This is a genomic window from Tatumella sp. UCD-D_suzukii, from assembly GCF_000611875.2.
Classification (GTDB): Bacteria; Pseudomonadota; Gammaproteobacteria; order Enterobacterales; family Enterobacteriaceae; genus Tatumella; species Tatumella ptyseos.
Genome location: NZ_JFJX01000053.1, coordinates 369,488 through 393,126, shown reverse-complemented (window position 1 = coordinate 393,126; position 23,639 = coordinate 369,488). Strand labels below are relative to the sequence as shown.

18 protein-coding genes and 3 pseudogenes are annotated in these 23,639 nt (G+C 50.8%); 18 read left to right on the top strand and 3 right to left on the bottom strand.

Annotation, left to right across the window (positions count from 1 at the left end; all coding sequences use genetic code 11):
- Window positions 1–19: 19 nt before the first annotated feature.
- The gene (locus CG67_RS11750; protein ID WP_276971226.1) at window positions 20–1,231 is read left to right on the top strand and encodes a sugar transporter; all 1,212 of its coding nucleotides are present in this window, start codon (window positions 20–22) and stop codon (window positions 1,229–1,231) included.
- A gap of 34 nt (window positions 1,232–1,265) precedes the next feature.
- Here CG67_RS11750 and CG67_RS11745 read toward each other — a convergent pair whose 3' ends face one another.
- Complete coding sequence (locus CG67_RS11745) at window positions 1,266–1,604, bottom strand: YegP family protein (protein WP_025903139.1); 339 nt, start codon at window positions 1,602–1,604, stop codon at window positions 1,266–1,268.
- Window positions 1,605–2,556: 952 nt separating this feature from the next.
- Here CG67_RS11745 and CG67_RS11740 point away from each other — a divergent pair.
- From CG67_RS11740 to CG67_RS11725, 4 genes are all read left to right on the top strand, one after another.
- Window positions 2,557–3,309 (top strand): FNR family transcription factor, encoded by a 753-nt coding sequence (locus tag CG67_RS11740; RefSeq protein WP_025903138.1) that lies wholly within the window; start codon window positions 2,557–2,559, stop codon window positions 3,307–3,309.
- Window positions 3,310–3,437: 128 nt separating this feature from the next.
- The gene (uspE, locus tag CG67_RS11735; protein ID WP_025903137.1) at window positions 3,438–4,391 is read left to right on the top strand and encodes a universal stress protein UspE; all 954 of its coding nucleotides are present in this window, start codon (window positions 3,438–3,440) and stop codon (window positions 4,389–4,391) included.
- Between the two features lie 258 nt (window positions 4,392–4,649).
- Entirely contained in the window at window positions 4,650–5,603 is a 954-nt protein-coding gene (ydgH, locus tag CG67_RS11730) for a DUF1471 family protein YdgH (protein ID WP_025903136.1), read from the top strand.
- A gap of 216 nt (window positions 5,604–5,819) precedes the next feature.
- Window positions 5,820–7,214 (top strand): basic amino acid/polyamine antiporter, encoded by a 1,395-nt coding sequence (locus tag CG67_RS11725; protein WP_025903135.1) that lies wholly within the window; start codon window positions 5,820–5,822, stop codon window positions 7,212–7,214.
- 20 nt (window positions 7,215–7,234) lie between these two features.
- On the opposite strand, the gene CG67_RS11720 is transcribed toward CG67_RS11725, so the two are convergent.
- A complete protein-coding gene (locus CG67_RS11720) occupies window positions 7,235–7,642 on the bottom strand; it encodes a hypothetical protein (RefSeq protein WP_025903134.1) in 408 nt (135 codons plus the stop codon).
- A gap of 165 nt (window positions 7,643–7,807) precedes the next feature.
- Between CG67_RS11720 and rstA the strand changes: the two genes are divergently transcribed.
- From rstA to CG67_RS11655, 12 genes and pseudogenes are all read left to right on the top strand, one after another.
- On the top strand, window positions 7,808–8,536 hold the full coding sequence (gene rstA / locus CG67_RS11715; RefSeq protein WP_025903133.1) for a two-component system response regulator RstA: 729 nt from the start codon (window positions 7,808–7,810) through the stop codon (window positions 8,534–8,536).
- The gene (rstB, locus tag CG67_RS11710) at window positions 8,533–9,852 is read left to right on the top strand and encodes a two-component system sensor histidine kinase RstB (RefSeq protein WP_025903132.1); all 1,320 of its coding nucleotides are present in this window, start codon (window positions 8,533–8,535) and stop codon (window positions 9,850–9,852) included. The genes rstA and rstB overlap by 4 nt, the downstream gene beginning before the upstream one ends.
- 1 nt (window position 9,853) lies before the next feature.
- Window positions 9,854–11,338 carry a carboxypeptidase M32 gene (locus CG67_RS11705; protein ID WP_025903131.1) on the top strand — a complete coding sequence of 495 codons (1,485 nt, stop codon included), beginning with the start codon at window positions 9,854–9,856 and terminating at the stop codon, window positions 11,336–11,338.
- 182 nt (window positions 11,339–11,520) lie between these two features.
- Window positions 11,521–11,901, top strand: a complete 381-nt coding sequence (gene asr / locus CG67_RS11700; RefSeq protein WP_025903130.1) for an acid resistance repetitive basic protein Asr — start codon at window positions 11,521–11,523, stop codon at window positions 11,899–11,901.
- 283 nt (window positions 11,902–12,184) lie between these two features.
- Complete coding sequence (locus tag CG67_RS11695) at window positions 12,185–12,994, top strand: serine protease (protein WP_025903129.1); 810 nt, start codon at window positions 12,185–12,187, stop codon at window positions 12,992–12,994.
- A gap of 737 nt (window positions 12,995–13,731) precedes the next feature.
- The gene (locus tag CG67_RS11690; RefSeq protein WP_371190694.1) at window positions 13,732–13,950 is read left to right on the top strand and encodes an MbeB family mobilization protein; all 219 of its coding nucleotides are present in this window, start codon (window positions 13,732–13,734) and stop codon (window positions 13,948–13,950) included.
- Window positions 13,951–14,002: 52 nt separating this feature from the next.
- Window positions 14,003–15,178, top strand: a pseudogene (locus CG67_RS11685) (IS3 family transposase).
- Window positions 15,179–15,364: 186 nt separating this feature from the next.
- On the top strand, window positions 15,365–15,580 hold the full coding sequence (locus tag CG67_RS17540; RefSeq protein ID WP_074011200.1) for an MbeD family mobilization/exclusion protein: 216 nt from the start codon (window positions 15,365–15,367) through the stop codon (window positions 15,578–15,580).
- A gap of 216 nt (window positions 15,581–15,796) precedes the next feature.
- Window positions 15,797–16,274 (top strand): annotated as a pseudogene (locus CG67_RS11675) (Hcp family type VI secretion system effector).
- A gap of 48 nt (window positions 16,275–16,322) precedes the next feature.
- Window positions 16,323–16,685: a tlde1 domain-containing protein gene (locus tag CG67_RS11670; RefSeq protein WP_025903126.1), complete on the top strand. Its 363-nt coding sequence runs from the start codon at window positions 16,323–16,325 to the stop codon at window positions 16,683–16,685.
- Complete coding sequence (locus CG67_RS17840) at window positions 16,682–17,179, top strand: hypothetical protein (protein ID WP_051546390.1); 498 nt, start codon at window positions 16,682–16,684, stop codon at window positions 17,177–17,179. Before CG67_RS11670 ends, CG67_RS17840 begins: the two co-directional genes overlap by 4 nt.
- Window positions 17,180–17,349: 170 nt before the next feature.
- Window positions 17,350–18,462, top strand: a pseudogene (locus CG67_RS11655) (IS3 family transposase).
- A gap of 217 nt (window positions 18,463–18,679) precedes the next feature.
- On the opposite strand, the gene hrpA reads toward CG67_RS11655, so the two are convergent.
- Window positions 18,680–22,582, bottom strand: a complete 3,903-nt coding sequence (gene hrpA / locus CG67_RS11650) for an ATP-dependent RNA helicase HrpA (RefSeq protein WP_025903123.1) — start codon at window positions 22,580–22,582, stop codon at window positions 18,680–18,682.
- A gap of 261 nt (window positions 22,583–22,843) precedes the next feature.
- Between hrpA and CG67_RS11645 the strand changes: the two genes are divergently transcribed.
- Window positions 22,844–23,443: an FMN-dependent NADH-azoreductase gene (locus tag CG67_RS11645; RefSeq protein WP_025903122.1), complete on the top strand. Its 600-nt coding sequence runs from the start codon at window positions 22,844–22,846 to the stop codon at window positions 23,441–23,443.
- Window positions 23,444–23,639: the final 196 nt, after the last annotated feature.

Here is a 23,639-nt window from a genome sequence, read left to right as displayed (position 1 = left end):
AAGGGAAAAAGCATTTTTTATGACAGCAGATTCGCCAACAATGCATGAAAACCCGGCTAACACCTCCAGGAAAGTTGCCTGGTTACGGGTTCTTCTGATGGCTATTGCAGCCTTCATTTTTAATACCACGGAATTTGTCCCTGTGGGACTCCTGTCCGATATAGCTTCCAGCTTCAATATGAAAACGGCGGATGTCGGGATCATGCTGACGATTTACGCATGGTGTGTGGCCTTGCTTTCGTTGCCTCTGATGCTGGTGACCCGCAATATTGAACGCAGGATCCTGCTGGTCGGCTTACTGGTGATTTTCATCGCCAGTCATATTCTGTCCGCCTTCGCCTGGAGCTTTAATACCTTACTGGTTTCCAGGATCGGGATAGCTATCACCCATGCGGTCTTCTGGTCGATCAACGCCTCTCTGGCCATCCGTATTGCCCCGCCGGGCAAAAAGACCCAGGCACTGAGCATGATTGCGACCGGGACGGCACTGGCGATGGTTCTGGGCGTACCGCTGGGACGGATTATCGGTCAGACCATGGGCTGGCGTACCACCTTCGGGCTGATCGGGGTGGCCTCGTTTGTACTGATGATCATGCTGGCCAGACTGCTGCCGAAAATGAACAGCGAACACACCGGCTCCCTGAAAAGTCTGCCGGAACTGTGTCGTCGCCCGGCCCTGCTGAGCATGTATTTGCTGGTCACTCTGGTAGTGACTGCGCATTATACGGCTTACAGCTATATTGAGCCTTTTATGCAGCAGATAGCCCACCAGGATGAAAACTTTACCACCCTGCTGTTATTGCTGTTCGGAGGCGCGGGGATCTTCGGGAGTGTGCTGTTCAGTGCTCTGGGTAAACGACTGCCTTCCGCGTTACTTGCCGGTGCTATCGCAGCCATTACACTCTGTATGGGCCTGTTGTGGCTAACCGCGACCCATCCGGGTGAAATAAGCCTGCTGTGTATTGTCTGGGGAATAGCGATGATGTCGATTAACCTGGCGATGCAGGTAAGGGTCTTGTCTCTGGCCCCGGATGCGACGGATGTAGCCATGTCTCTGATGTCAGGTATTTATAATATCGGTATTGGTGCCGGCGCGCTGATTGGTAATCAGGTCAGCGCCCATGTGGGAATGTCCGCGGTCGGTTATGTCGGTGCGGCCTTCGGTGCCGTCAGCCTGCTGTGGTGTCTTTACAGCCTGCGGAAATATCCGCAATTACGTTCTAACTTCTGAAACTATCCCCGGGACCCCGGGGATGCTCAGCAGCTCAACGGGCCGGAAGTTCAGTGACTGGACTCCCCGGCCCGTTTTTTTTCACCGACTCAATGCCTTTATCCCGCGCGGCCGTGGAGCTATAAAGCTCACTCCGTCCGATTACCTGATGATTTGCCGAACGCAACGTAAAATAAGGCTCGCCATTTTTAGCCGTCAGGTGTTGATAATTGTGGTCATCGGGACTGTGTTTCTGAACCGAAGCAATCCCGTGATGACACGCGCTCTTCGTCGTGTACCCCTCACTGCTGAGGATAATTTCACCATTCGCAGCTTTCAGTCGGAAATAATATTGCTGATCTTTCCCCTGAAAGACCTCATACTTTCCACTCATGTTGGCTCCTTTATCTGGTTAACCCGTTTAAGTGTTTGCCGGATTGGCCTGAAAAGCAACCTGGGTACACCGCTAAAGTTACCATCGTAGCGAAACTTCACTGTGGCTAACAAAAAACCGGTATTCACGTCTGATGATTCCGGTAGTATTATCACACCACACCCCGCGGCTTAAGGCTTACGCCTTCCGCATCCGACAGGAAATGTGCACAAAGTCAGTGACGCAGAGACTGCGTTGCATAATAATTAATGTCATAACATAATTAACATTGCTGAGGCTTTTATGTGTTCTCTGTTGGTACAGATAACGTCTGCCGTCTTTGCGTAAACGCTCCCCCTGTTTTCACTTCCCTGTTTTTTCAATATGACGGAGTGGAACATAACATTACCCTGCCATAAGAGACTACAGCCCCGGGCGGCTCCTGAATCTCTGTCATTTCAGTAAGCTACATATTCCGGCCATTGCATAAAACATTGAGTGGTACTCAATTTCACAGCTGAACGGCAGGCTGCCTGCAAAAGCTGAAGGGCGGGATCCGGCTGACCGAACGTAATGAAGACGGAGTATTATCATATTCATCGAATTAACATTCCCCGTTGTCTTCTTAAACGCTTAAGAGTGATCGTGGTTCATCATCCCTTTCCGCCCGCCGGAACGGGGGCGGTTATCTCAATCAGCCGCCCTTTCTGCCCCACCGGGGAAATTTTCATCACCGGCAAGCCTGGTTAAATTCTGAATCTGCTCCCGATTGAGGATAATGTCTCTCTCTGCTAAACCCGGTAAGACAATTTAGTTTATACTGTTGCCGATAAATAACCTGATGAATTCATGAAACATTTTGAAATCCTCTGTTGAAAATTTAAAATATTTTAGTAACAGACCACTATAAACCTGTTTTTCTTCGCGAAAAATGTCAAAATCCCTGTCAGTTAATTACTACCGGAGCTGAATTATGATTCCAGAAAAAAGGATTATTCGCCGGGTTCAATCTGGCGGTTGCGCAATCCATTGTCAGGATTGCAGTATCAATCAGTTGTGTATCCCTTTTACTCTGAATGAACATGAGCTTGACCAGCTGGATAACATCATTGAGCGTAAAAAACCTATCCAGAAAGGCCAGTCACTTTTCAAAGCGGGTGACGAACTAAAATCACTTTATGCCATTCGGTCCGGTACGCTGAAAAGTTACACGATCACCGAACAGGGTGATGAACAAATCACCGGGTTTCACCTGGCCGGTGATTTAGTGGGTTTCGATGCTATTATTACCAGTCATCACCCGAGCTTCGCTCAGGCACTGGAAACGTCCATGGTCTGTGAAATCCCCTTCGAAACCCTCGATGATCTGTCAGGGAAAATGCCGGCCCTGCGTCAGCAGATGATGCGTCTGATGAGCGGGGAAATCAAAAGTGACCAGGACATGATCCTGCTGTTATCGAAAAAGAGTGCCGAAGAACGTCTGGCGGCTTTTATCTGGAATCTTGCCCGCCGTTTCGCCCAGCGTGGTTTCTCTCAACGTGAATTTCGTTTAACGATGACCCGCGGAGATATCGGCAATTATCTTGGACTGACCGTTGAAACGATCAGCCGGTTGCTGGGACGTTTCCAGAAAAGCGGTATGCTCGCCGTGAAAGGAAAATATATCACGATTGAAAATCATGCGATGCTGACCGAGCTGGCGGGCCAGACGGCTCCCTGTAATTAAGCAGGAGTTCTTCTCTGCCGTATTACAGTGGTGGCTCGGATGGCCACGCACTGTAATAACTTTTCTTCTCCGTGGGATTAACTTAGGCTATCTTTAGTCAATCAAAGGTTTTCCGTGGAGATGTCAGTATGTCCCTCTATCAGAATGTGTTGGTCGCTATTGACCCGGAGCAGGACGATCAACCGGCGTTAAGGCGGGCGGTGTATCTTAATCAGCGTATCGGCGGAAAAATCAAAGCCTTTCTGCCCATCTACGACTTTTCCTATGAAATGACGACGTTGCTTTCCCCGGATGAGCGTACCAGTATGCGGCAGGGCGTCATTAATCAACGCAGTGAATGGATACGCCAGCAGGCGAAAGCCTACCTTGACGCCGGTGTGAACATCGAAATCAAAGTCGTCTGGCATAACCGCCCGCATGAGGCGATTATCGATGAGGTGCTGGAACACCGGCACGATTTAGTCCTGAAAATGGCACATCAGCATGATCGTCTGGAGTCTGTTATTTTTACACCGACAGACTGGCATCTGCTGCGGAAATGTCCGGGGCCGGTCTGGATGGTCAAAGATCAACCCTGGCCGGATGGCGGTAAAGCTTTGGTGGCGGTCAATCTTTCCAGCGATGAGCCCCACCACGATTCCCTGAATCAGAAACTGGTCCGGGAAAGCCAGCAGCTGGCGGACATGGTCAACCATACGGAAGTCCATCTTGTCGGGGCTTATCCGTTAACACCGGTCAATATTGCTATTGAACTGCCTGATTTTGATCCTGAAACGTACAATGAAGCCATCCGCGGCCAGCATCTGATTGCGATGAAAGCCTTGCGTCAGCAGTTTTCTATCGGAGATGAATTCACCCACGTGGAAAAAGGTGACCCTGAAGAGGTCATCCCGGCGATAGCAGCTCAGCTGGATGCCGGTGTGGTGGTTCTCGGGTCGCTCGGACGAACCGGACTTTCTGCCGCCTTCCTTGGCAATACTGCCGAACAGGTCATCGATCATCTCCGCTGCGACCTGCTGGTTATTAAACCCGATGACTTCGTCAGCCCGGAAGCAAAAAACGGCCCTCCGTCTGAACATTAATTCCTCCTGCCAGCTTCTCTGTTCCCGCAGAGAAGCTCTTTATATTCATCAGATGATCACTTTGCCGTAGTATTCTCCTTTGCGGTAAGGGGATATGCTCTGCCCCGCGACTGAACCATTGATGTGTGTCCGGCGTAATCACTAAATTGACTGAGACAGCACATTTATTACATGTAATAATCGTCGGCAAACAGACGAAATATTAATATCCGGCATGTTTTCGACTCATTCAGGCGTAAGGGAAAGGATTATTTGTTTATGAATTTAAAGAAAACTTTTTTAGTTGCGGCGCTTTTCTCTGTAACGACAGTCAATGCTTTCGCAGCTCAGGTACTCACTCCGGAAAAAGCCGCTCAGTTGGAGCCATTTACCCGGATTAATATCATCGGCCATTTTAATTCACTGGGCGATGCCAGTGATGCCATTTCCAGACGCGCTGATGAATTAGGTGCAGCAGCGTTCTATGTGGAAGGTGTGAGTGATGCCACCGGAAACAGCGGTAACTGGCGGGTGACCGCTGCGCTTTATCACAGTAATGCCGCCCCCGTCCCGAAAAAAACCACTTTCCGTACCATTAACGGCGTTCAGCAGTTACCTAAAAAGGTCGCATACCGCCTGATCCCTTACGATACGGTCACTGTCAGCGGCTACTTCCCAAACCAGCCGGATGTGGTGGATGCCATTAGCCGTGCTGCAAAAGAGAAAGGCGCTGCTTCGTTTTTTATCGTGCGCCAGATCGATGCTAACAACGGCGGTAATCAGTATGTCACGGCCTATATCTATAAAGCCGATGCAAAAACCCGCCAGGTCCAGAGCCCGGATGCCATTCCGGCCAATTCAGAAGCCGGTAAAGCGGCATTAGCCGCGGGCGGTAGTGCGGCTAAGAATGTCCAGATCCCGGGCGTTGCCTCTTCCGATACCCCGGACAGAAGTATCGGCCGTTTCTTTGAAACTCAGTCATCCACCGGACAACGTTACACTGTCACCTTGCCGGATGGCCGGACCGTTCAGGATCTCAGCGCGCTGACTGCAGCACAGATGACACCGTTCGCTACTGTGACAACCACAGGGCACTTCGGGACACCGACTGAAATTTCTGATGCTATCGGACGTCTCGCCGCTGATAAAGGCGCGAAGTTCTACCATATCACCCGTCAATGGCAGAACCAGAGCGGCGGTAACCTGACCGTTACTGCAGAACTGTTTAAATAATGCCTTAGCCGTCTTTGCGGATAATTATTTGTTACCCGCAGAGGCGGCTAATCCCCGCTTTGATCCTTTTTCGCATTGCGTTCCCTTGCCCCACTCCGTAAAATCACGGCCCGGCCGCATCTGGTGATATATTTCATATAGATTTTATTCGCCAGTAGCTTCTTCTGCTTTATTCCGTGAAACGGGATAATAAGTACTATTTTAATCAGGAACGTCATGTCAGAAAAAAAATTAGGGTTTGGCGCATTAACAGCCCTGGTACTGAGCTCAATGCTGGGGGCCGGTGTCTTCAGCCTGCCGCAAAATATGGCCGCTGTCGCCGGACCTGCCGCGTTACTCTGCGGATGGCTGATAACCGGTGCCGGTATCCTCTTTCTGGCACTGGCGATGCTATTACTCAGCCGTATGCGCCCCGACCTTGATGGCGGTATTTATACCTATGCCCGTGCCGGCTTCGGCGAGGTCATCGGCTTCTGTTCAGCATGGGGATACTGGCTGTGTGCCGTTATTGCCAATGTGTCCTATTTAGTGATCGTTTTTTCGGCCCTCAGTTTCTTCACTGACAGTCCGGGCCATATTATCTTTGGCGTGGGAAATACCTGGCCTGCCATTGCCGGGGCCTCATTATTATTGTGGCTGGTACATTTTCTGGTCTTGCGGGGCGTTCAGACTGCGGCCAGCATTAACCTGCTCGCAACGCTCGGAAAACTGATCCCGCTCTGTCTGTTTGTGGTACTGGCCATATTTTCCTTCCGGTTTGAGAACTTTATCCATGATTTCCGCGGGATCAGCCTGGGCGTCCCTCTCTGGTCGCAGGTAAAACAAACGATGCTGATCACCCTGTGGGTCTTTATCGGGGTAGAAGGTGCAGTGGTGATTTCTGCCCGCGCCAGTCACCGTCGGGATGTCGGTCGGGCAACGCTCTGGGCCGTACTGGCTGCCCTGCTGGTTTATCTGCTGGTAACACTGTTATCGCTGGGGATAGTGCCGCGTACGCAGCTGGCGGAGATGCACAACCCCTCCATGGCCGGGCTGTTATCTGCAATGATTGGTCACTGGGGGACGGTGATTATTGTCACCGGACTGGTACTTTCTGTTTCGGGTGCCTATCTGAGCTGGACCATTATGGCCGCAGAAATACCTTTCCTGGCCGCCCGGACGGATTCCTTTCCGCGGATTATTGCCCGTCAGAATCGCCATAATGCCCCTTCCGGGTCGCTCTGGCTGACCAACGGCAGTGTTCAGGTCTGCCTGCTGATTATCGGGTTAACCCATGCGGATTATAATAATCTGCTGAATATCGCCTCAGAGATGGTTCTGGTTCCGTACCTGCTGGTCGGACTGTTTCTGGTTAAGACGGCAGGTCGTAAAATTTCCGCGGCACTGATCACCGGCATCGGAGCCTCCATCTATGGAGTATGGCTGCTGTATGCCTCCGGGCCTGTCAACCTGATTATGTCGCTGATGCTATATGCACCGGGATTATTTCTGTTTATGATTGCCCGTTACACCGCCCCGGAAAGGCTTCCGCTGACACGTACGGATAAGTGTCTGATGACCCTCCTGCTGCTTTCTGCGCTGGGCACAGGCATTATGCAGTTGCTGGCCTGAAAAGGCCGGCAAGAAGAGATTCAGGGCAGCACGATACTCAGACAATCTCCCGACTGTCTGAGTGTCAACGGTTTACGGTACTCTTTATAAATTCCGGCGATTTGCTCTTCAGAGAGCGGGTAAGGCAACTGAATATCAAAACTCACAATTTTCTGTTGTTCTGCGAGTGCAATCAGCCTGGCGATATTGATTTCATCGCTAACCTGAGTTGAAATAATTTGCAGGGCCATCTCTTTAAAGAGATCGGCATCCGTTATCAGAGGATCATTACGCAGCGTTTTACGTGTCACTATCCCGAAAACAGGTAACACACCATATATTGCATCGACAAAACTCCACTGTTTTTTACAGGATGAAGAGAGGTAATCGCTGTAATTAAAACAGATGCATTGATTATGTATGCCCGAGGCTAATTTATCATCAGACACTCAACCCCCTTGTAGAATCGATCCTTCGGTAACTCAGATAGCTGAAATAATAATGGCACATTATGTAGGGAATGCACCAGCAACAGGTACCTTTTTCGTGCTAACGTATCAGATATTATCGAGGCAGGTTATTTACATGTTAAATATAAATAATTATTGTTAATTATGAATAAACTAGTTTACGTAGAAGATGAACCTGAAGTGGGCGAATTGATCGCAGCTTACCTGGGAAAACATGATTTTGACGTAGTTGTCGAGACACGAGGCGACCGGGCTGAGGAAACGATTATTTCAGAGCAGCCTGACCTGGTAATGCTGGATATTATGTTACCCGGAAAAGATGGTATGACGCTGTGCCGGGATTTACGTACCCGCTGGAACGGGCCGATTGTATTGCTGACATCACTGGACAGTGATATGAACCATATTCTGGCGCTGGAGATGGGCGCCAATGACTATATCCTCAAGACCACCCCGCCCGCTGTACTGCTGGCCCGGTTACGTCTGCATTTACGTCAATCCCAGCAGAACAGTTCCATAGAGGAACATTCTCTCGGTTCGGCCCCGGCGAGGCTTATCCGTTTCGGGACACTGACCATAGATATGCTAAACCGTGAAGTCACCCTTGCTGATGAGCAAATCCCCCTTTCCACAGCCGACTTCGATTTACTGTGGGAGCTGGCCAGCCATGCCGGTAAAATCCTTAACCGTGATGCTTTGCTGAAAACCTTACGGGGGGTCAGTTATGACGGCATGGATCGCAGTATCGATGTTGCCATTTCGCGGTTACGCAAAAAACTGCACGATAACGCGACCGAACCTTTTCGCATCAAGACCATCCGTAATAAAGGATATTTGTTCGCCCCTCAGGCCTGGGATACTCACTCAGAATGAAGAAATTGTTTATCCAGTTTTATCTTCTGCTTTTTGCCTGTTTCCTGGTGATGACCTTACTGGTCGGGCTGGTCTATAAAATGACTGCAGAGCGCGCCGGTCGTCAGTCCATGAATGACCTGATGGCCAGCTCTCTCTATTTAATGCGTACTGAGTTGCGTGAAATTCCGCCTCACGACTGGAATAAGACCATTGATAATCTGGATCTCAATTTGTCGTTTAAGCTGCACATTGAGCCGATGAGTCGCTATACCCTGACACCTGAGAATATGCGCCGGCTTCGTGCCGGGGAAATTGTGGCGCTGGATGATCAGTACACCTTCCTGCAACATATTCCTCGCAGCCATTACGTGCTGTCTGTCGGCCCGATCCCGTACCTTTTCTATCTGCACCAGATGCGGCTGCTGGATATTGCATTGCTGGCGTTTATCGGCATGTCACTGGCCCTGCCGGTATTTATCTGGATGCGGCCGCACTGGAAAGAAATGCAGAAACTGGAACGCGCTGCACAACGCTTTGGTCAGGGGGATCTCGACTCCCGTACCCACTTTGATAACACTTCCAGTCTTTACCGGTTAGGCATTGCCTTTAACCAGATGGCAGACAATATTAAGATCCTGGTTGCCAGTAAAAAACAGCTGATTGACGGTATTGCCCATGAATTAAGAACTCCGTTAGTCCGGCTGCGCTACCGGCTGGAGATGAGTGATAATCTGACAGAAAACGAAGCGGCTGCTCTGAACCGTGATATCAGCCAGCTGGAAGGATTAATAGAAGAACTGCTGACCTACGCCCGGCTGGACCGGCCAAAAGTCGATATGAAGGTACAGCATATCGACCTGGCCCACTGGCTGACCGAGCGCATCGATGATGTACGCTCGCTCCACCCGGAACATACCCTGGAGCTGGATATACCGCAACAGGAAAACCAGGGATACGCCGACTTACGCCTGATGGAGCGTGTGCTGGATAATCTGGTCAATAACGGGCTACGTTATTCCGTACGCCGGTTACGTGTCAGTCTGTGGTTTGATGGCACGATGGGAATGATGCAGGTAGAAGATGACGGCCCCGGCATTCCCCCCGAAGAACGCGAGCATGTCTTTGAACCTTTTGTCCGGCTGGACCCGAGCAGAGACAGGGCAACCGGCGGGTGCGGACTGGGCCTGGCCATTGTTTACTCTATCGCTCAGGCCTTCCGCGGAACGGTGACCATCGATAGCAGTCCTCTGGGGGGTGCCTCGGTACGGTTCTGCTGGCCCGCCACACAACCCGCCCCGCTGGCGCCACCCACAGTACATTTAAAAGGAAACTGAAATGAATAATGCCTATACCCGACTGTGCCAGCGCTTTCGTCGCCTCTCCCGCTTCGGTCACCTGTCGGCAATCGCTGGCTGGGATATGCAAACCATGATGCCCGCAGGCGGAAGTGAAGCCCGCGGTGAAGCCTTAGCAGAACTGAGCTTATTACAGCATCAGTTGCTGACCGATAAAGAAAACGGTGACCTGTTGCGGGCCGCCGCCGACCTGCCCCTGACGCCGGATGAACGTGCCAACCTGCAGGAGATGACCCGTCAGTGGCAACAGGCGGTTCTGCTACCGGCAGAATTAGTCGAAGCAAAATCTATCGCCGGTATGCGTTGTGAGCATGCCTGGCGAACCCAGCGTCAGGCAAACGACTGGCAGGGGTTTTCAGAAAACCTGCGTGAGGTAGTTCGCCTGTCGCGCCAGGAAGCCGATATCCGCGCAACAGCCAATGGCACGTCACGCTATGATGCTCTGCTGGATCTTTATGAACCTGGCATGGATAGCCAGCAACTGGACTCTGTCTTTAATGACCTGAAACAGTGGCTGCCGGCGTTATTAACCCGCGTGGTGGAAAAACAATCGGCTACTCGGCCACGAACCCCGACCGGGACGTTCCCGCCCCCGTTACAGAAACAGCTCGGCTTGCAAGTCATGCAGACTCTGGGCTTCGATTTTAATCATGGCAGGCTGGATATCAGTGCCCATCCGTTTTGCGGCGGTGTTCCTGAAGATGTCAGGATCACCACGCGATATGATGAACAGCACTTACTGAGTGCCCTGATGGGAGTGATCCATGAAACCGGACATGCCCGTTATGAGCAGAATCTGCCAAAACAGTGGGCAGGACAACCCGCCGGCCTGGCCCGGTCTACCGCTATCCATGAGTCACAGAGCCTGTTTATGGAAATGCAGTTGGGCCGCAGCCGCGAATTCCTGGAATTTATTCAGCCGCAGGTTGAGGCTATCTTCGGGTCGCAACCTGCCCTGGAAAAAGACAACTTTGTGGCACTGGCACAGCAGGTGAAACCCGGGTTTATCCGCGTCGATGCCGACGAAGTCAGTTATCCTGCGCATGTTATGCTGCGTTACGATATCGAAAAGGCCCTGATTGAAGGTGAGATTGAGGTGGAAGATATCCCGTCCCTGTGGGATGAAAAGATGCACCACTACCTGGGGCTGGATACCCGCGGTAATTACCGGGAAGGTTGCATGCAGGATATTCACTGGACCGATGGTGCTTTCGGGTATTTCCCGACCTATACGCTGGGTGCCATGTATGCAGCCCAGTTATTTGCGGCGGCGAAACAACAACTCCCGGCCATTTCCGAAGAGATCGCCCGCGGAAATCTGCAAAATATTTCCGGCTGGCTGAACGACCACATCTGGCAGTACGGAAGTTTACTGACGACTGACGAACTGCTGACAAAAGCGACCGGTCAGACCCTGAACCCGGCCTTTTTCCGCCAGCATCTTGAGCAACGCTATTGCAGCTAACCCTCTGTCCGGCGGTTATTTTTTCCGGCCGCCGGCGCGTTTTTTTCCTTTCTTATCGCGACTGTACATTCGGTTACACAAGGATACCATTCACCAACGGACGCCCCCGATTTATTCTCATATAGTGATTTTACCGGCCCCGCAGTGGGCTAATAAATGAAAATGAATTCGAGGAATTTGCAATGAAAAAATTATTTGCACTGGTAGTTGCCGCTGCTATGGGTCTGTCTTCAGCAGCATTCGCTGCAGACACCACCACTACTGCACCTGCACCTGCAGCTGCAACCACTGCTGCTCCGGCAAAAACTGAAGCTCCTGCTAAGCACGTTGCTCACAAACATAAACACAAACACCGTAAGCACCACAAAAAAGCTGCTGAGCAGAAAGCACAGGCTGCTAAAAAACATCACCACAAAAAAGTAGCTAAGAAAGCTGCTGAACAGAAAGCTCAGGCTGCTAAAAAGCATCACCACAAAAAAGTAGCTAAGAAAGCTGTTGCTCAGAAAGCTCAGGCTGCTAAAAAGCACCACCACAAAAAAGTAGCTAAGAAAGCTGCTCACTAATTTAAAATCAGTACCTGACACGTCAGGAATTTCCTGAGCACGCGTCAAAGTGATTAAAACACCCGGTTCTCCGGGTGTTTTTTACCGGAGTAACCCGCATGGTACGTCGTTATCGCTTCGAAATCATTCTGATCAGCGTAATCATTTGCGGCATCATCGCTGCCAGCTTTTTTATTTAGTATCCGGTAACTACTCAGTATCTCTCCCTTTTTTCCACTGTAACGACTATATTACTTTCCTTACCGCAATCTTTAACCTACAGACTCCCGCCATTGAGAGAATTATGCGCCTGCTGACTGTAATTATTTTAAGTGCTTTTTGTTTCAGTGTGCAGGTTCACGCTGATGATGATGATGACACACCCAACGCCAGCGAAATAAAAACCTTATTTTTTGGTAAAGATCACCGTAAAGAAATCACCGATGTCGCCTCCGCGCCCTGGGATGCTATCGGCCAGGTGGAAACCGACAGCGGTAATGTCTGTACAGCCACTCTGATTTCACCGCATATTGCCCTGACCGCCGGTCACTGCCTGCTGACGCCGCCCGGTAAATTCGACCCGCCGGTCGCTATCCGTTTTATGGCGTTTTCTGATGGCTGGCGTTATGAAATTCATGATATTGATGCCCGTGTAGAGCCTATGCTGGCGGGCAAACTGAAAGCGGATGGTGATGGCTGGATTGTACCCCCTTCTGCCGCACCTTATGATTACGGCATCATCATTATCCGTAATCCGCCGTCCGTCATTACCCCTATTCCGCTGTTTTCCGGTAGCCGCTCAGACCTGATTGCAGCCTTAAAAGAAGACGGTAATAAAGTCACACAGGCAGGCTATCCGGCAGATCATCTGGATAATCTGTATGCACATCAGGGCTGTCAGGTCACCGGCTGGTCACAGAAAGCGGTACTGTCACACCGCTGTGATACGCTACCCGGTGACAGTGGGTCACCGTTGCTGTTAAAGACCGATAATGGCTGGCAGATTATTGCGGTACAGAGTTCGGCTCCCGCGGCCAAAGACCGCTACCGTGCTGACAACCGTGCCATCGCGGTCACTTCATTCTATGACAAGCTTCAGGAATTGAGTCAGTAAAGGTTTTTTACACGATTAGCCCTCAACCCCCTCTAAACGGAATCGAGTGTCAGGCGTGGTATGAGAATACACGGCCTTTAACAGCGGAGAGACACCGATAACCGCATGATGGCAACAGGAGAGCGCAAGAGGGAGCCGCCGGAGAGAAATCACCGGCATCTTTAAGTCCTGTCGGGTTTCGCCCTCCTCTGACTTGAAGCGTCCATTTCGGGATGCTCGTCAGGGGAGGCGGAGCCTATGGAAAAACGGCAGCGCCGCATCTTTTTTTTTGGTTTTTCCCTGTTTGAGCGCCATCGCTTTATCCCATTATTCGTAAGTCTGTAACGCCCGCCGCAGTCTCATGACCGAACGTCAGTGAGCGAATGAGCGAGGAGGCGTCATTTCACCCGTTTCTGCATACTCCTCTTTCGCTCTAGTGCCCGCATTTTTCCTCTGCCACATGAAGCACTTTCCTGAATTCCCACTTCGCCTTAATATATTAAGCCAGTATACACAGCGTAAACGCTGTGACTGGTTCAGGGCTACGCCCCGAAACCCGCTAAGGGCAAAGCCCTGACGCGCTGGCGCTTGTCCAACCCCGCCCCGCCCCGGAAAAATTTCCTTGCCGTCCGGCGTTCCCGAAAGAGAGCGAATGCGAAAGCCAAAGAAAACGCCGATCGTCGTCAAAAAAAGATTCTGGCATCCGGCCGTGATGGCAAATCTGATGCGACAGGCGCAGGAAGAAGATTACCGCCTGGATGCTGAAAATCGCGTTCAGCGAGCACGAGCAGTCTGTAAAAGCGGAACTGAACGAAAGCGCGAAGAGAATCAGCGCCGCCATCAGCGCCCACGAGCAGGGTATGACCTCAGCCATGCGGTCGAACAGGCTGAACGTGCTGCGCATGGTGGGCCGGACGTGGCTGACCATCACGGTGGTGTCCGTGCTGCTTATCGCGGGCCTAAGTGTAGTGGCCTAATAGCTTCGGACACGCTCACAGATTATAACTTCGCTATCAAGAGAGGTGACTTATGAGTGGAAGACAATTTACTCCTGAATTTAAGCGTGAATGTGCTGAGCTTGTTCCTGACCATGGCTATACCGTGTCAGAGGCCTGTAAAGCTACTGACGCAGGCTCCTCTGCAATACGACGCTGGGTGAAGCAACTCCGCTCAGAACGCAATGGCGGCATCACAGCTCCGGGGATAATGATTTCTCCATCGGCTGTCCCGCTGACAGCAGCGTATTCGCCAGCTTGAGGAACGGATTCACCGGCTGGAACGGGATAAAGAAATATTAAAAAAAGCTACGGCTTTGCTGATCTCGGACGCCATAAAACCCTGAAGCTCATCACCGCATTAAGCGGGCCGTACAGCATAAAAGAACTCTTCGCGTTGCTGGGCGTGCACCGGAGTCAGTATTACTACCACAGAAAACAACAGAATAAAGGGACTACGGAGCGTGACGTCCTGCGTCAGAGAGCCACTGAACTGCATCAGATGAGCCGTGGCTCTGCCGGGGCACGTACGCTGTCATCCCTGCTCCTGCAGGAAGGTCTGCAGGCTGGCCGCTATAAAGCGGCCTGGTTGATGCGCGAGGCCGGGCTTGTCAGCCATCAGCCCTGCAGACATCGTTATCGAGTCCGGGATAAAGCTTCACTTATTGCACGAAATGAGCTGGCCCGCCGCTTCGATGTGGCAGAACCAAACAAAGTCTGGTGCGGTGATATTACCTTTATTAAAACAGCGCAGAGATGGTCTTATCTGGCAGTCGTTCTGGACCTGTACGCGAGGAAGGTCGTGGGCTGGGCTTTATCCGTCATAGCAGACAGCAGGCTTACACAGAAAGCGCTGGAAATGGCATGGTTAAGCCGCGGGCGTCCGTCAGGTATTCTGTTCCACTCAGATCAGGGAACACAATACAGCAACCAGACTTATCAGCATGCGTGCCGGCAATACGGAATAATGCAGAGTATGAGCCGGAGAGGAAACTGCTGGGATAACTCGGTAGCAGAACGTTTATTCCGCAGCCTGAAAAGTGAATGGCTGCCGGCAAAGGGTTATCGGGGCATTGAAGAAGCCAGAAGAGACATCTCGTTTTATCTGAGTGGTTATTACAACAGAATACGTCCCCACAGGCATAACGGCGGACTATCTCCTGTTGAAAAAGAGAGACAAATGCAAAAAAAACCTCTGTCCGTGTCCTAAAAATATTGACCACTACAAAGCGGGATACTGTGGTACCAGGGGCAGCGAATCGTCTCGAACCTGGAGACTATCCGGGAGCAGACGCAGACGATGCTGTCGGAGAGGAACAAAGGCGTACAGCTTTCGACGTGCGGGGACAGCAGGCGTCGCTGCGTACGGGTGAACCCGGAAGCGGGGAAATAGCACATTACGGGGCTGGAAAAACAATTGCTGAGCCCATTAGAGCAGCTACAGCAGGACTACTCAAAAAGGCTGGACGAGTGGGAGAGCGCCTTCGCGGAATGGCGGACGATGTCTGGTCTTATGCAACGGGAGAACGCGGTACTGAACGATCGCGTATCGGGCTTGAGCAGGCAGGTGCAGAGTTTGAGCGAGCAGCTGCGCCGGTTGTCGAAAGGCTGAATGCCGAAGAACAGCGGCGTCAGCACGAGCGGGTGCTGGCGGATCAGAAAACGCTGGAACTGGAACGTTCACAGCGGCAGCAAACGTATGACGGACCATCGCTGGGATAAACGTTATGTTGTGGTAAATCAATTGATGCAGGTCAATTTATGGTCAACCTGCATCAATGTACTATCTGTGTGGATCTATTCTAACCACACGGAGTGAAGAAAAATTATGGCTATTCCAGCGTATCTCTGGCTAAAGGATGACGGCGGCGCAGATATCAAGGGTTCTGTTGACGTCCAGGACAGGGAGGGAAGCATTGAGGTGCTGAGTTTTATGCACGGGCTGAGCATCCCCACCGACAGCCATACGGGAAAGCTGAACGGAACAAGGGTGCACAGTACACTGGAGTTTGAGAAGGAGTTTGATTCGTCCAGTCCGTATCTGTACAAGGCGGTTTCCTCCGGCCAAACGCTCAAGAGCGCAGAAATCAAGTGGTATCGCATCAATCACGCGGGACAGGAAGAAGAATATTTTAATGCTCCTTGAGGGAGTAAAGGTTGTATCTGTCAACCCGCTAATGCACAACATTAAATCCATTGAGAATATGAATCACCTAGAGTCGGTGACGCTGAGATATGAAAAAATCACGTGGAAATATTGTGATGGAAATATCCAGCACTCGAATTCATGGAAAGAAAGATCTTAAAGGGATTTAAATGAATGGCGCGTAACTGCACCATTTTACGGAGGTTTTATGACCTGGGTTTATGACGTAAGAAAAAAGACGTTTACACAAAATGGTATTATTAAATTTAAGTCGATGTATGCAGGTGCTCCTGGTTATAAAGATGATCCTTCATTAGAGTGTGAAGTAAATAAAGGGCCATTACCAAGAGGGAAGTATAAAATAGGTAGTCCCATGGCTAAGCATCCGACTGCTGGTCGATTTGTTCTCCGATTAACACCATATGCCGGGAATGCCATGTGTGGCCGTGCAGGCTTCCTTATTCATGGCGATAATGGGCGTGGAACGGCTTCAAACGGCTGCATTCTTGCGTCGTTGGATGTTAGAAAAAAAATAGCTGATAGCGGTGATAGTGAGTTGATTGTAAAATGAAGTGGATCTATGCAATTTTATTTATACTGTTTTTCCCCTGTTTTTCAAATGCGAGCTTGAATAGAGAATCGGTTGTTTTTGAGAAAGTGGGTGCAGCTATAAAAAACAAAAATAGCGTGAACATTTCAGATGATGAGTATGATGATGTATCTAGGTATATGTCTGAAGGAGGAAATCGCTGGGTTGATTTATATCCTGAGTTGAAGAAAGAGCCGTTTTTAGGAGTTGCGTCTTTCCAGGAAGGGTTAGATATATCGATGGCATATGCTCTTTCTAAAAACCCATCAGAAGTTCTGAAGTTTGTTGATAAAAGCAATGTTGAATTAATCTGCGGAGTTCCTTTTATTGAACCAACTCAGGATGAAATCAATGAATATTATTTAAAAGCCCGGTTAGCAATCTTGGCTGTAAGAACGGCTTCTTTTTGGAAAGATAAATGTTTATTTACCCTAGATAAGGTAATGGCAGGAGAGGCTATTTTAGGTAGAAAATGAAGATCCTCTAATTGATCCACTCGAGATCCTTTATTTATGAGCGTAATCTCTTGCACTGTTAAACGAAAAAACCACCTGGGGAGGTGGTTTTGTAAGCATCCCTGCAAAAAGAACCATTCATTTTTAGAGATCTTCGGACATACTGAATATGTTTCCTGAAGGAGATCACTATGCGTAAAGCCCGATTTACTGAACACCAGATTATCGCCGTTCTGAAGTCTGTTGAAGCAGGTCGAACGGTGAAAGATGTCTGCCGCGAGACTGCAATTTCTGAAGCCAGCTATTATAACCGGAAAGCAAAATATGGCGGAATGGAAGCTTCTGATATCCGAAAAAATCAAGGACCTGGAAGAAGAGAACCGACGTCTCAAACAGATGTTCGCTGATCTGAGTCTGGAATGCCGTGCCCTTAAAGACGTTATCGAAAAAAAGCTTTAAAACCAGTGATAAAGCGTGAGCTCGCCCATTATCTTATTTCGCAGTTTACAATGAGCACACGTCAGGCATGCAGGACATTATCACTGAGCAGGACGGTATTTTTCTACAAACCGGATACACGGCGTAATGACGCTGTCATTGAAGTCCTCACAGAACTCGCTGAGCGTTATCCGCGATACGATTTTAAGAAGCTTTTTCAGGTCATTCGCCGGCAAGGCCATGTATGGAATCATAAGCGGGTTCACCGGATTTACTGCCTGCTGAAACTGAATTTCAGACGTAAAGGAAAGCAACGTTTGCCGGTACGTAATCCGGCACGGTTGGCGACACCAGAGGCAATAAACCAGAGCTGGTCGATTGATTTCATGCACGATGCTCTGGTCAGTGGCAGACGTTTCAGGACATTCAATGTGCTGGATGACTCTTACCGTGAAGCACTTGCAATAGAAATTGACCTGAATATTCCGGCACAACGCGTTGTTCGTGTACTGGACAGAATCGTAGCTACGCGTGGTTATCCGCTGAAACTGAGGATGGATAATGGTCCGGCATTTATCTCACTGGCAGTGGCTCAGTGGGCTGACGATCATGGTGTACAACTGGATTTTATTCAGCCGGCCAAACCCACTCAGAATGCTTTTATTGAACGATTTAACCGGACATACAGGACTGAAATACTCGATTTTTATCTGTTCAGAACAATGAATGAAGTACGGGAGATCACAGATCGGTGGCTGACGGAATATAACCGCGAACGACCTCATGAATCCCTGAATAATCTGACGCCGGAAGAATACCGGTTGATGGCTGAAAAAACGGAAATCTCAAAAAGTGTCTGGAACTAACACAGGTCTACTTACAAAACCACCTCTTTACCTCTCAGCAGCAAGTATACTCAAAAACCCCGGGCAAAGTTGGATCATTAAAACCATTATGTGGGTGGTTTTTAACATATAAAACAGGATGTTATCTAATTATCGTGGTTTTTTACACGATTAGCCCTCAAATCCCGTAAATGCCGCAGGGCAGCGGTAAAGGTTACCGCTGCCCTCTCCTTAGCCTTCAGAGTTCCTTCTGTTCCATCGCCTGCTGTATGCGCTTTTCCGACACCGGATACGGGGTACCCAGTTGCTGGGCAAACAGACTGACTCTGAGTTCTTCCAGCATCCAGCGTATCGCCATAACATCCTCATCGTCCCGGTGCTTAGGCGGTAGCTTACTACGCCATTGCTCCCAGGCCTGTCCGATATGCTGAACCTTCAGCATACGCGCCCGATCACTGTGCGGGTCGACCGGCAGCTTGTCCAGTCGTCGCTCAATGGCCTGCAGATAGCGCAGAGTGTCCGCCAGCCGCTGCCAGCCATTACCGGTCACAAAGCCCCGGTAGATAAGGCCGCTCATCTGCGCCTTGATATCTGACAGTGCCAGCGCCTGGCTCATATCCACTTTTCCTTTCAGTCGCTTATTGATCCGGAACACCGCTGTCAGGATTTGTTCGACCTGGATGGCAATGGACACCACCGTTTCATTCAATCCGCCGCGGATAATATCTTTCAGACGGGTAAAATCCTGTTCAGTCCATGCAGGGCCGCCATGCTCAGCCATCAGTTTATCGATGCCGCAGGAGATACAGTCATCGATCAGCTCCGGCACTTTCCCGTAAGGGTTAAAGTAAAGTCCGAGTTTTGATTTATTCGGCAGCTTCTCATGCAGGTACTTAACCGGTGACGGAATGTTCAGCCACAACAAACGGCGCTGGCCCCGCCACATGCTTTTCTGCTGTTCTGCCTGGCTGTCAAACAAACGAATAGCCACACTGTCTTTCTCATCCACCAGCGCAGGCCAGGCTTGCAACTGATAAGTGCCCCGCTTTTGCTGATAGCTTTGTGGCAGGTCGCCGAAGCTCCACACGTGCAGCCCCTGCTGTTCCACACCATCATCAGCCACATCCGAGAGCGTCTCCTGCACTTTCTCCTTCAGCGCAGTTTTCAGGGCCGTTAAATCTTTGCCTTCCGCCAGCTTCTTATTGTTTTCATCCACTATACGGAATGTGATTTTCAGATGATCGGGCACCGCATTCCATTGCCAGTCCTCCCGGCTGACGGTGACCCCGGTCATTCGTCTGAACTCGCGTTCCAGGGCATCTGTCAGCGGCTGGCTGCTGTCGGTCACCCGTTGCAGAAAGGCATCTGCATAGTTCGGTGCAGGTACAAAGTTACGGCGTAACGGTTTGGCCAGCGATTTGATTAATGCGATCACCAGCTCACGGCGGATGCCGGGGATCTGCCATTCAAAACCGCGGTCACTGACCTGATTCAGCAAGGGCAAGGGAACATAGACGGTAACGCCATCGGCATCGGCCCCGGGCTCAAACTGATAACTGAGACGCAGCTTCAGGTTATCCTGATGCCAGAAGTTCGGGTAATCCAGCGCACTGATCTGCGCAGCACCTTCTTTGATCAGCATCTGCTTATCAAAATTGAGCAACTCAGGTTGTTCACGACTGGTCTGCTTCCACCACTGGTCAAAATGACGCGCCGAGACAACATCGTGGCCGATACGCTGGTCATAGAAGGTAAACAGGGTTTCATCATCGACCAGAATGTCTCTGCGTCGTGACTTATGCTCAAGATCCTCTACTTCATTCAGCAGCTTACGGTTATTGCGTAAAAATGCGTGGCGACTCTGCCAGTCACCTTCCACCAGCGCATGACGGATAAAGAGTTCACGTGAGACCTGCGGATCAATTTTACCGTAATTGACTTTACGCCCGGCAATCACTGGCAGTCCGTAGAGCGTGACTTTTTCCGTTGCCATCACCGCCCCCTGAGATTTCTCCCAGTGCGGTTCACTGTAATGATATTTCAGCAGATGTTTAGCCAGCGGTTCAATCCACTCCGGATCGATTTTCGCAGCAACGCGTCCCCAGAGACGGCTGGTTTCCACCAGTTCGGCCACTATCACCCACTTCGGGGGCTTTTTGAATAAGCCGGACCCCGGGAAGATTGAGAACCGTGCATTACGGGCGCCGGTGAATTCCTGTTTTTCTACATCTTTCTGACCGACATGGGAAAGCAGGCCGCACAACAGCGCACTGTGAACTTCACGATACGGTGCCGGTTCACTGTTGACCGGCAGGCGTAATTCTTTAACTACCTGACGTAACTGGGTATAGATATCCTGCCACTCACGTACCCGCAGATAATTCAGATAGTCGGCTTTACACTGACGGCGGAACTGATTACCTGACAGCAGTTGCTGCTGTTCCTGCAGATAATTCCAAAGATTAACCCAGGCCAGGAAGTCGGATTCTTTATCCGCAAAGCGCTGGTGCTTTTCATCAGACGCCTGTTTTTTATCTGAGGGTCGCTCCCGCGGGTCCTGAATGGATAAGGCGGCGGTGATAATCATGACTTCACGTACACAACCAAACTGTTGTGCCGCGAGTACCATGCGGGCAAGCCGCGGGTCGACCGGCAAGCGGGCCAGTTCACGGCCCAGATCCGTCAGTTTAACCTCTCCGCCTGCCGTCGGCAGGATCCCGCCAAGTTCTTCCAGCAAACGGACACCATCCTGGATATGACGCTTATCCGGGGCTTCCACGAAAGGAAACGCCGCGATATCTCCCAGACCCAGTGCGGTCATCTGCAGAATGACCGACGCCAGATTCGTTCGCAGGATTTCCGGGTCTGTAAACTCCGGACGGTTCAGGAAGTCCTCTTCAGAATACAGCCGGATACAAATCCCTTCCGAGACCCTGCCACATCGCCCTTTTCGCTGGTTGGCGGATGCCTGAGACACCGGCTCAATGGGCAGGCGTTGTACTTTGGTCCGGTAACTGTAACGACTGATCCGCGCAGTGCCGGGGTCGATCACATATTTAATTCCGGGGACCGTCAGGGAGGTTTCCGCAACGTTAGTCGCCAGGACAATACGACGTCCGCTGTGCGACTGGAACACCCGGTTCTGCTCGGTATTGGACAAGCGGGCATACAGCGGTAGCACTTCGGTATGACGTAACTCTCTGCGGTTAAGAGCGTCGGCCGTATCACGGATTTCCCGTTCACCGCTCATAAAAATCAGGATATCACCGGCAGGTTCACGCATCAGTTCATCGACCGCGTCAAAAATAGCCTGCAACTGATCGCGATCGCCGTCACTGGAATCTTCAGTGACCGGCCGGTAACGGACCTCTACCGGATACGTACGCCCGGACACTTCAATGACCGGTGCATGATTAAAGTGACGCGAAAAGCGCTGCGGATCGATCGTCGCCGAGGTAATAATGACTTTCAGGTCAGGCCTGCGGGGCAGCAGTTCACGCAGATACCCGAGCAGGAAGTCAATATTCAGGCTGCGTTCATGGGCTTCATCGATGATCAGGGTGTCATATTGCAACAGCAGCCTGTCCTGCTGGATCTCCGCCAGCAGTATCCCGTCGGTCATCAGTTTAATACGGCTGTTATCACTGACCTGGTCATTAAACCTGACTTTATAACCGACAACATCGCCCAGCGGACTCTTCATCTCTTCGGCGATACGGGTAGCCACCGTCCGGGCCGCCAGACGGCGCGGCTGGGTATGACCAATCAGGCCGCGGTTTCCCCGGCCAAGGGCCAGACAGATTTTCGGGATCTGTGTGGTTTTACCGGACCCGGTTTCACCGGCAATGATCACGACCTGGTGGTTACTGATGGCCTCTGCAATTTCCTGCTGCTTCTGGCTGACCGGCAGGTTATCCGGAAATTCAATCTCTTTCGGGGCCGAAGCCAGACGGAGCGCCAGGCGCGTTTCTGCCTCAGCAATATCCTGTTCAATCTTACTGGTTATTTCAGCACGCGCCTGCGGGTTCTTCACCTTTTCGGCACCGGTCAGACGACGCCTGATTTTCTGGCGATCCCGCAACATGAGCGGTTCCGTTCTGCTGAACAGCGATGAAAGCGGTGAGAAATCCTGAGATGACATAATAATGCGTTACCTTGATTTTATATGACAAAATGACCCGGGCCCTGCATCAGCAGGCAGGAAATGTCCGTCTGTCTGCGACAGTGCATGATTGTAACATACTCATGAAGCGCTGTTATGACAGGACACCTTTCCCTGCCCCTGACTCATTCAATTTTTTCGAATATAGATCTCGAAATTATCAACTTTTATCTGCCGGTCTATCCCCGTACAGTGAGACCACTTAGCGGAAGACTCCGCCTCTATGACAGGAAAACAAATATGAGCAAAGTACTCGTTCTGAAATCCAGTATTCTGGCCGGCTATTCACAGTCAGGGCAGTTAGCCGACTTTTATGCCGGGCAGGCCATCGCCAAAGGTGACACTGTCACTGTGCGTGACCTGGCTGCACAGCCAGTCCCGGTACTGGATGGCGAACTGGTCGGAGCCCTGCGCCCTTCAGAAACGCCACTGAACTCTCGCCAGCAGGAAGCGCTGGCTCTGTCTGATGAACTGATCAGTGAGTTACAGGCTCATGATGTGATTGTCATCGCCGCGCCAATGTATAACTTTAATATCCCGACGCAACTGAAAACCTATTTCGATCTCATCGCCCGCGCCGGTGTGACCTTCCGTTATACGGAAAACGGCCCCGAAGGACTGGTGACAGGCAAACGTGCAGTGATTATTTCCAGCCGTGGTGGTGTACATAAAGATACCCCCGCGGATCTGCTAACCCCTTACCTGAAATTATTCCTTGGCTTTATCGGGATTTCGGATGTGAACTTTGTGTTCGCGGAAGGCTATGGTTACGGCCCGGAAGTCGGCGCGAAAGCCACGACAGATGCGAAAACGGCTATCGAATCAATTATCGCCGTCTGACCTTCTGTTGCCGGTCTCTGCAGGCCGGCAGTTTCACCCTGACTTTTTACTGACCTGTTGCCTCTGCTCTGTACATGGTCAGGGCACTCCCGAAGCTCCGGGGGTGAAAGCCATGCCTCTCTGAACTTCCCCGGCCTTATCAGCTTATCCGGCATCTACAGGCCGGGTGACCTGCAGTGCCTCCCCCTGTGTAACG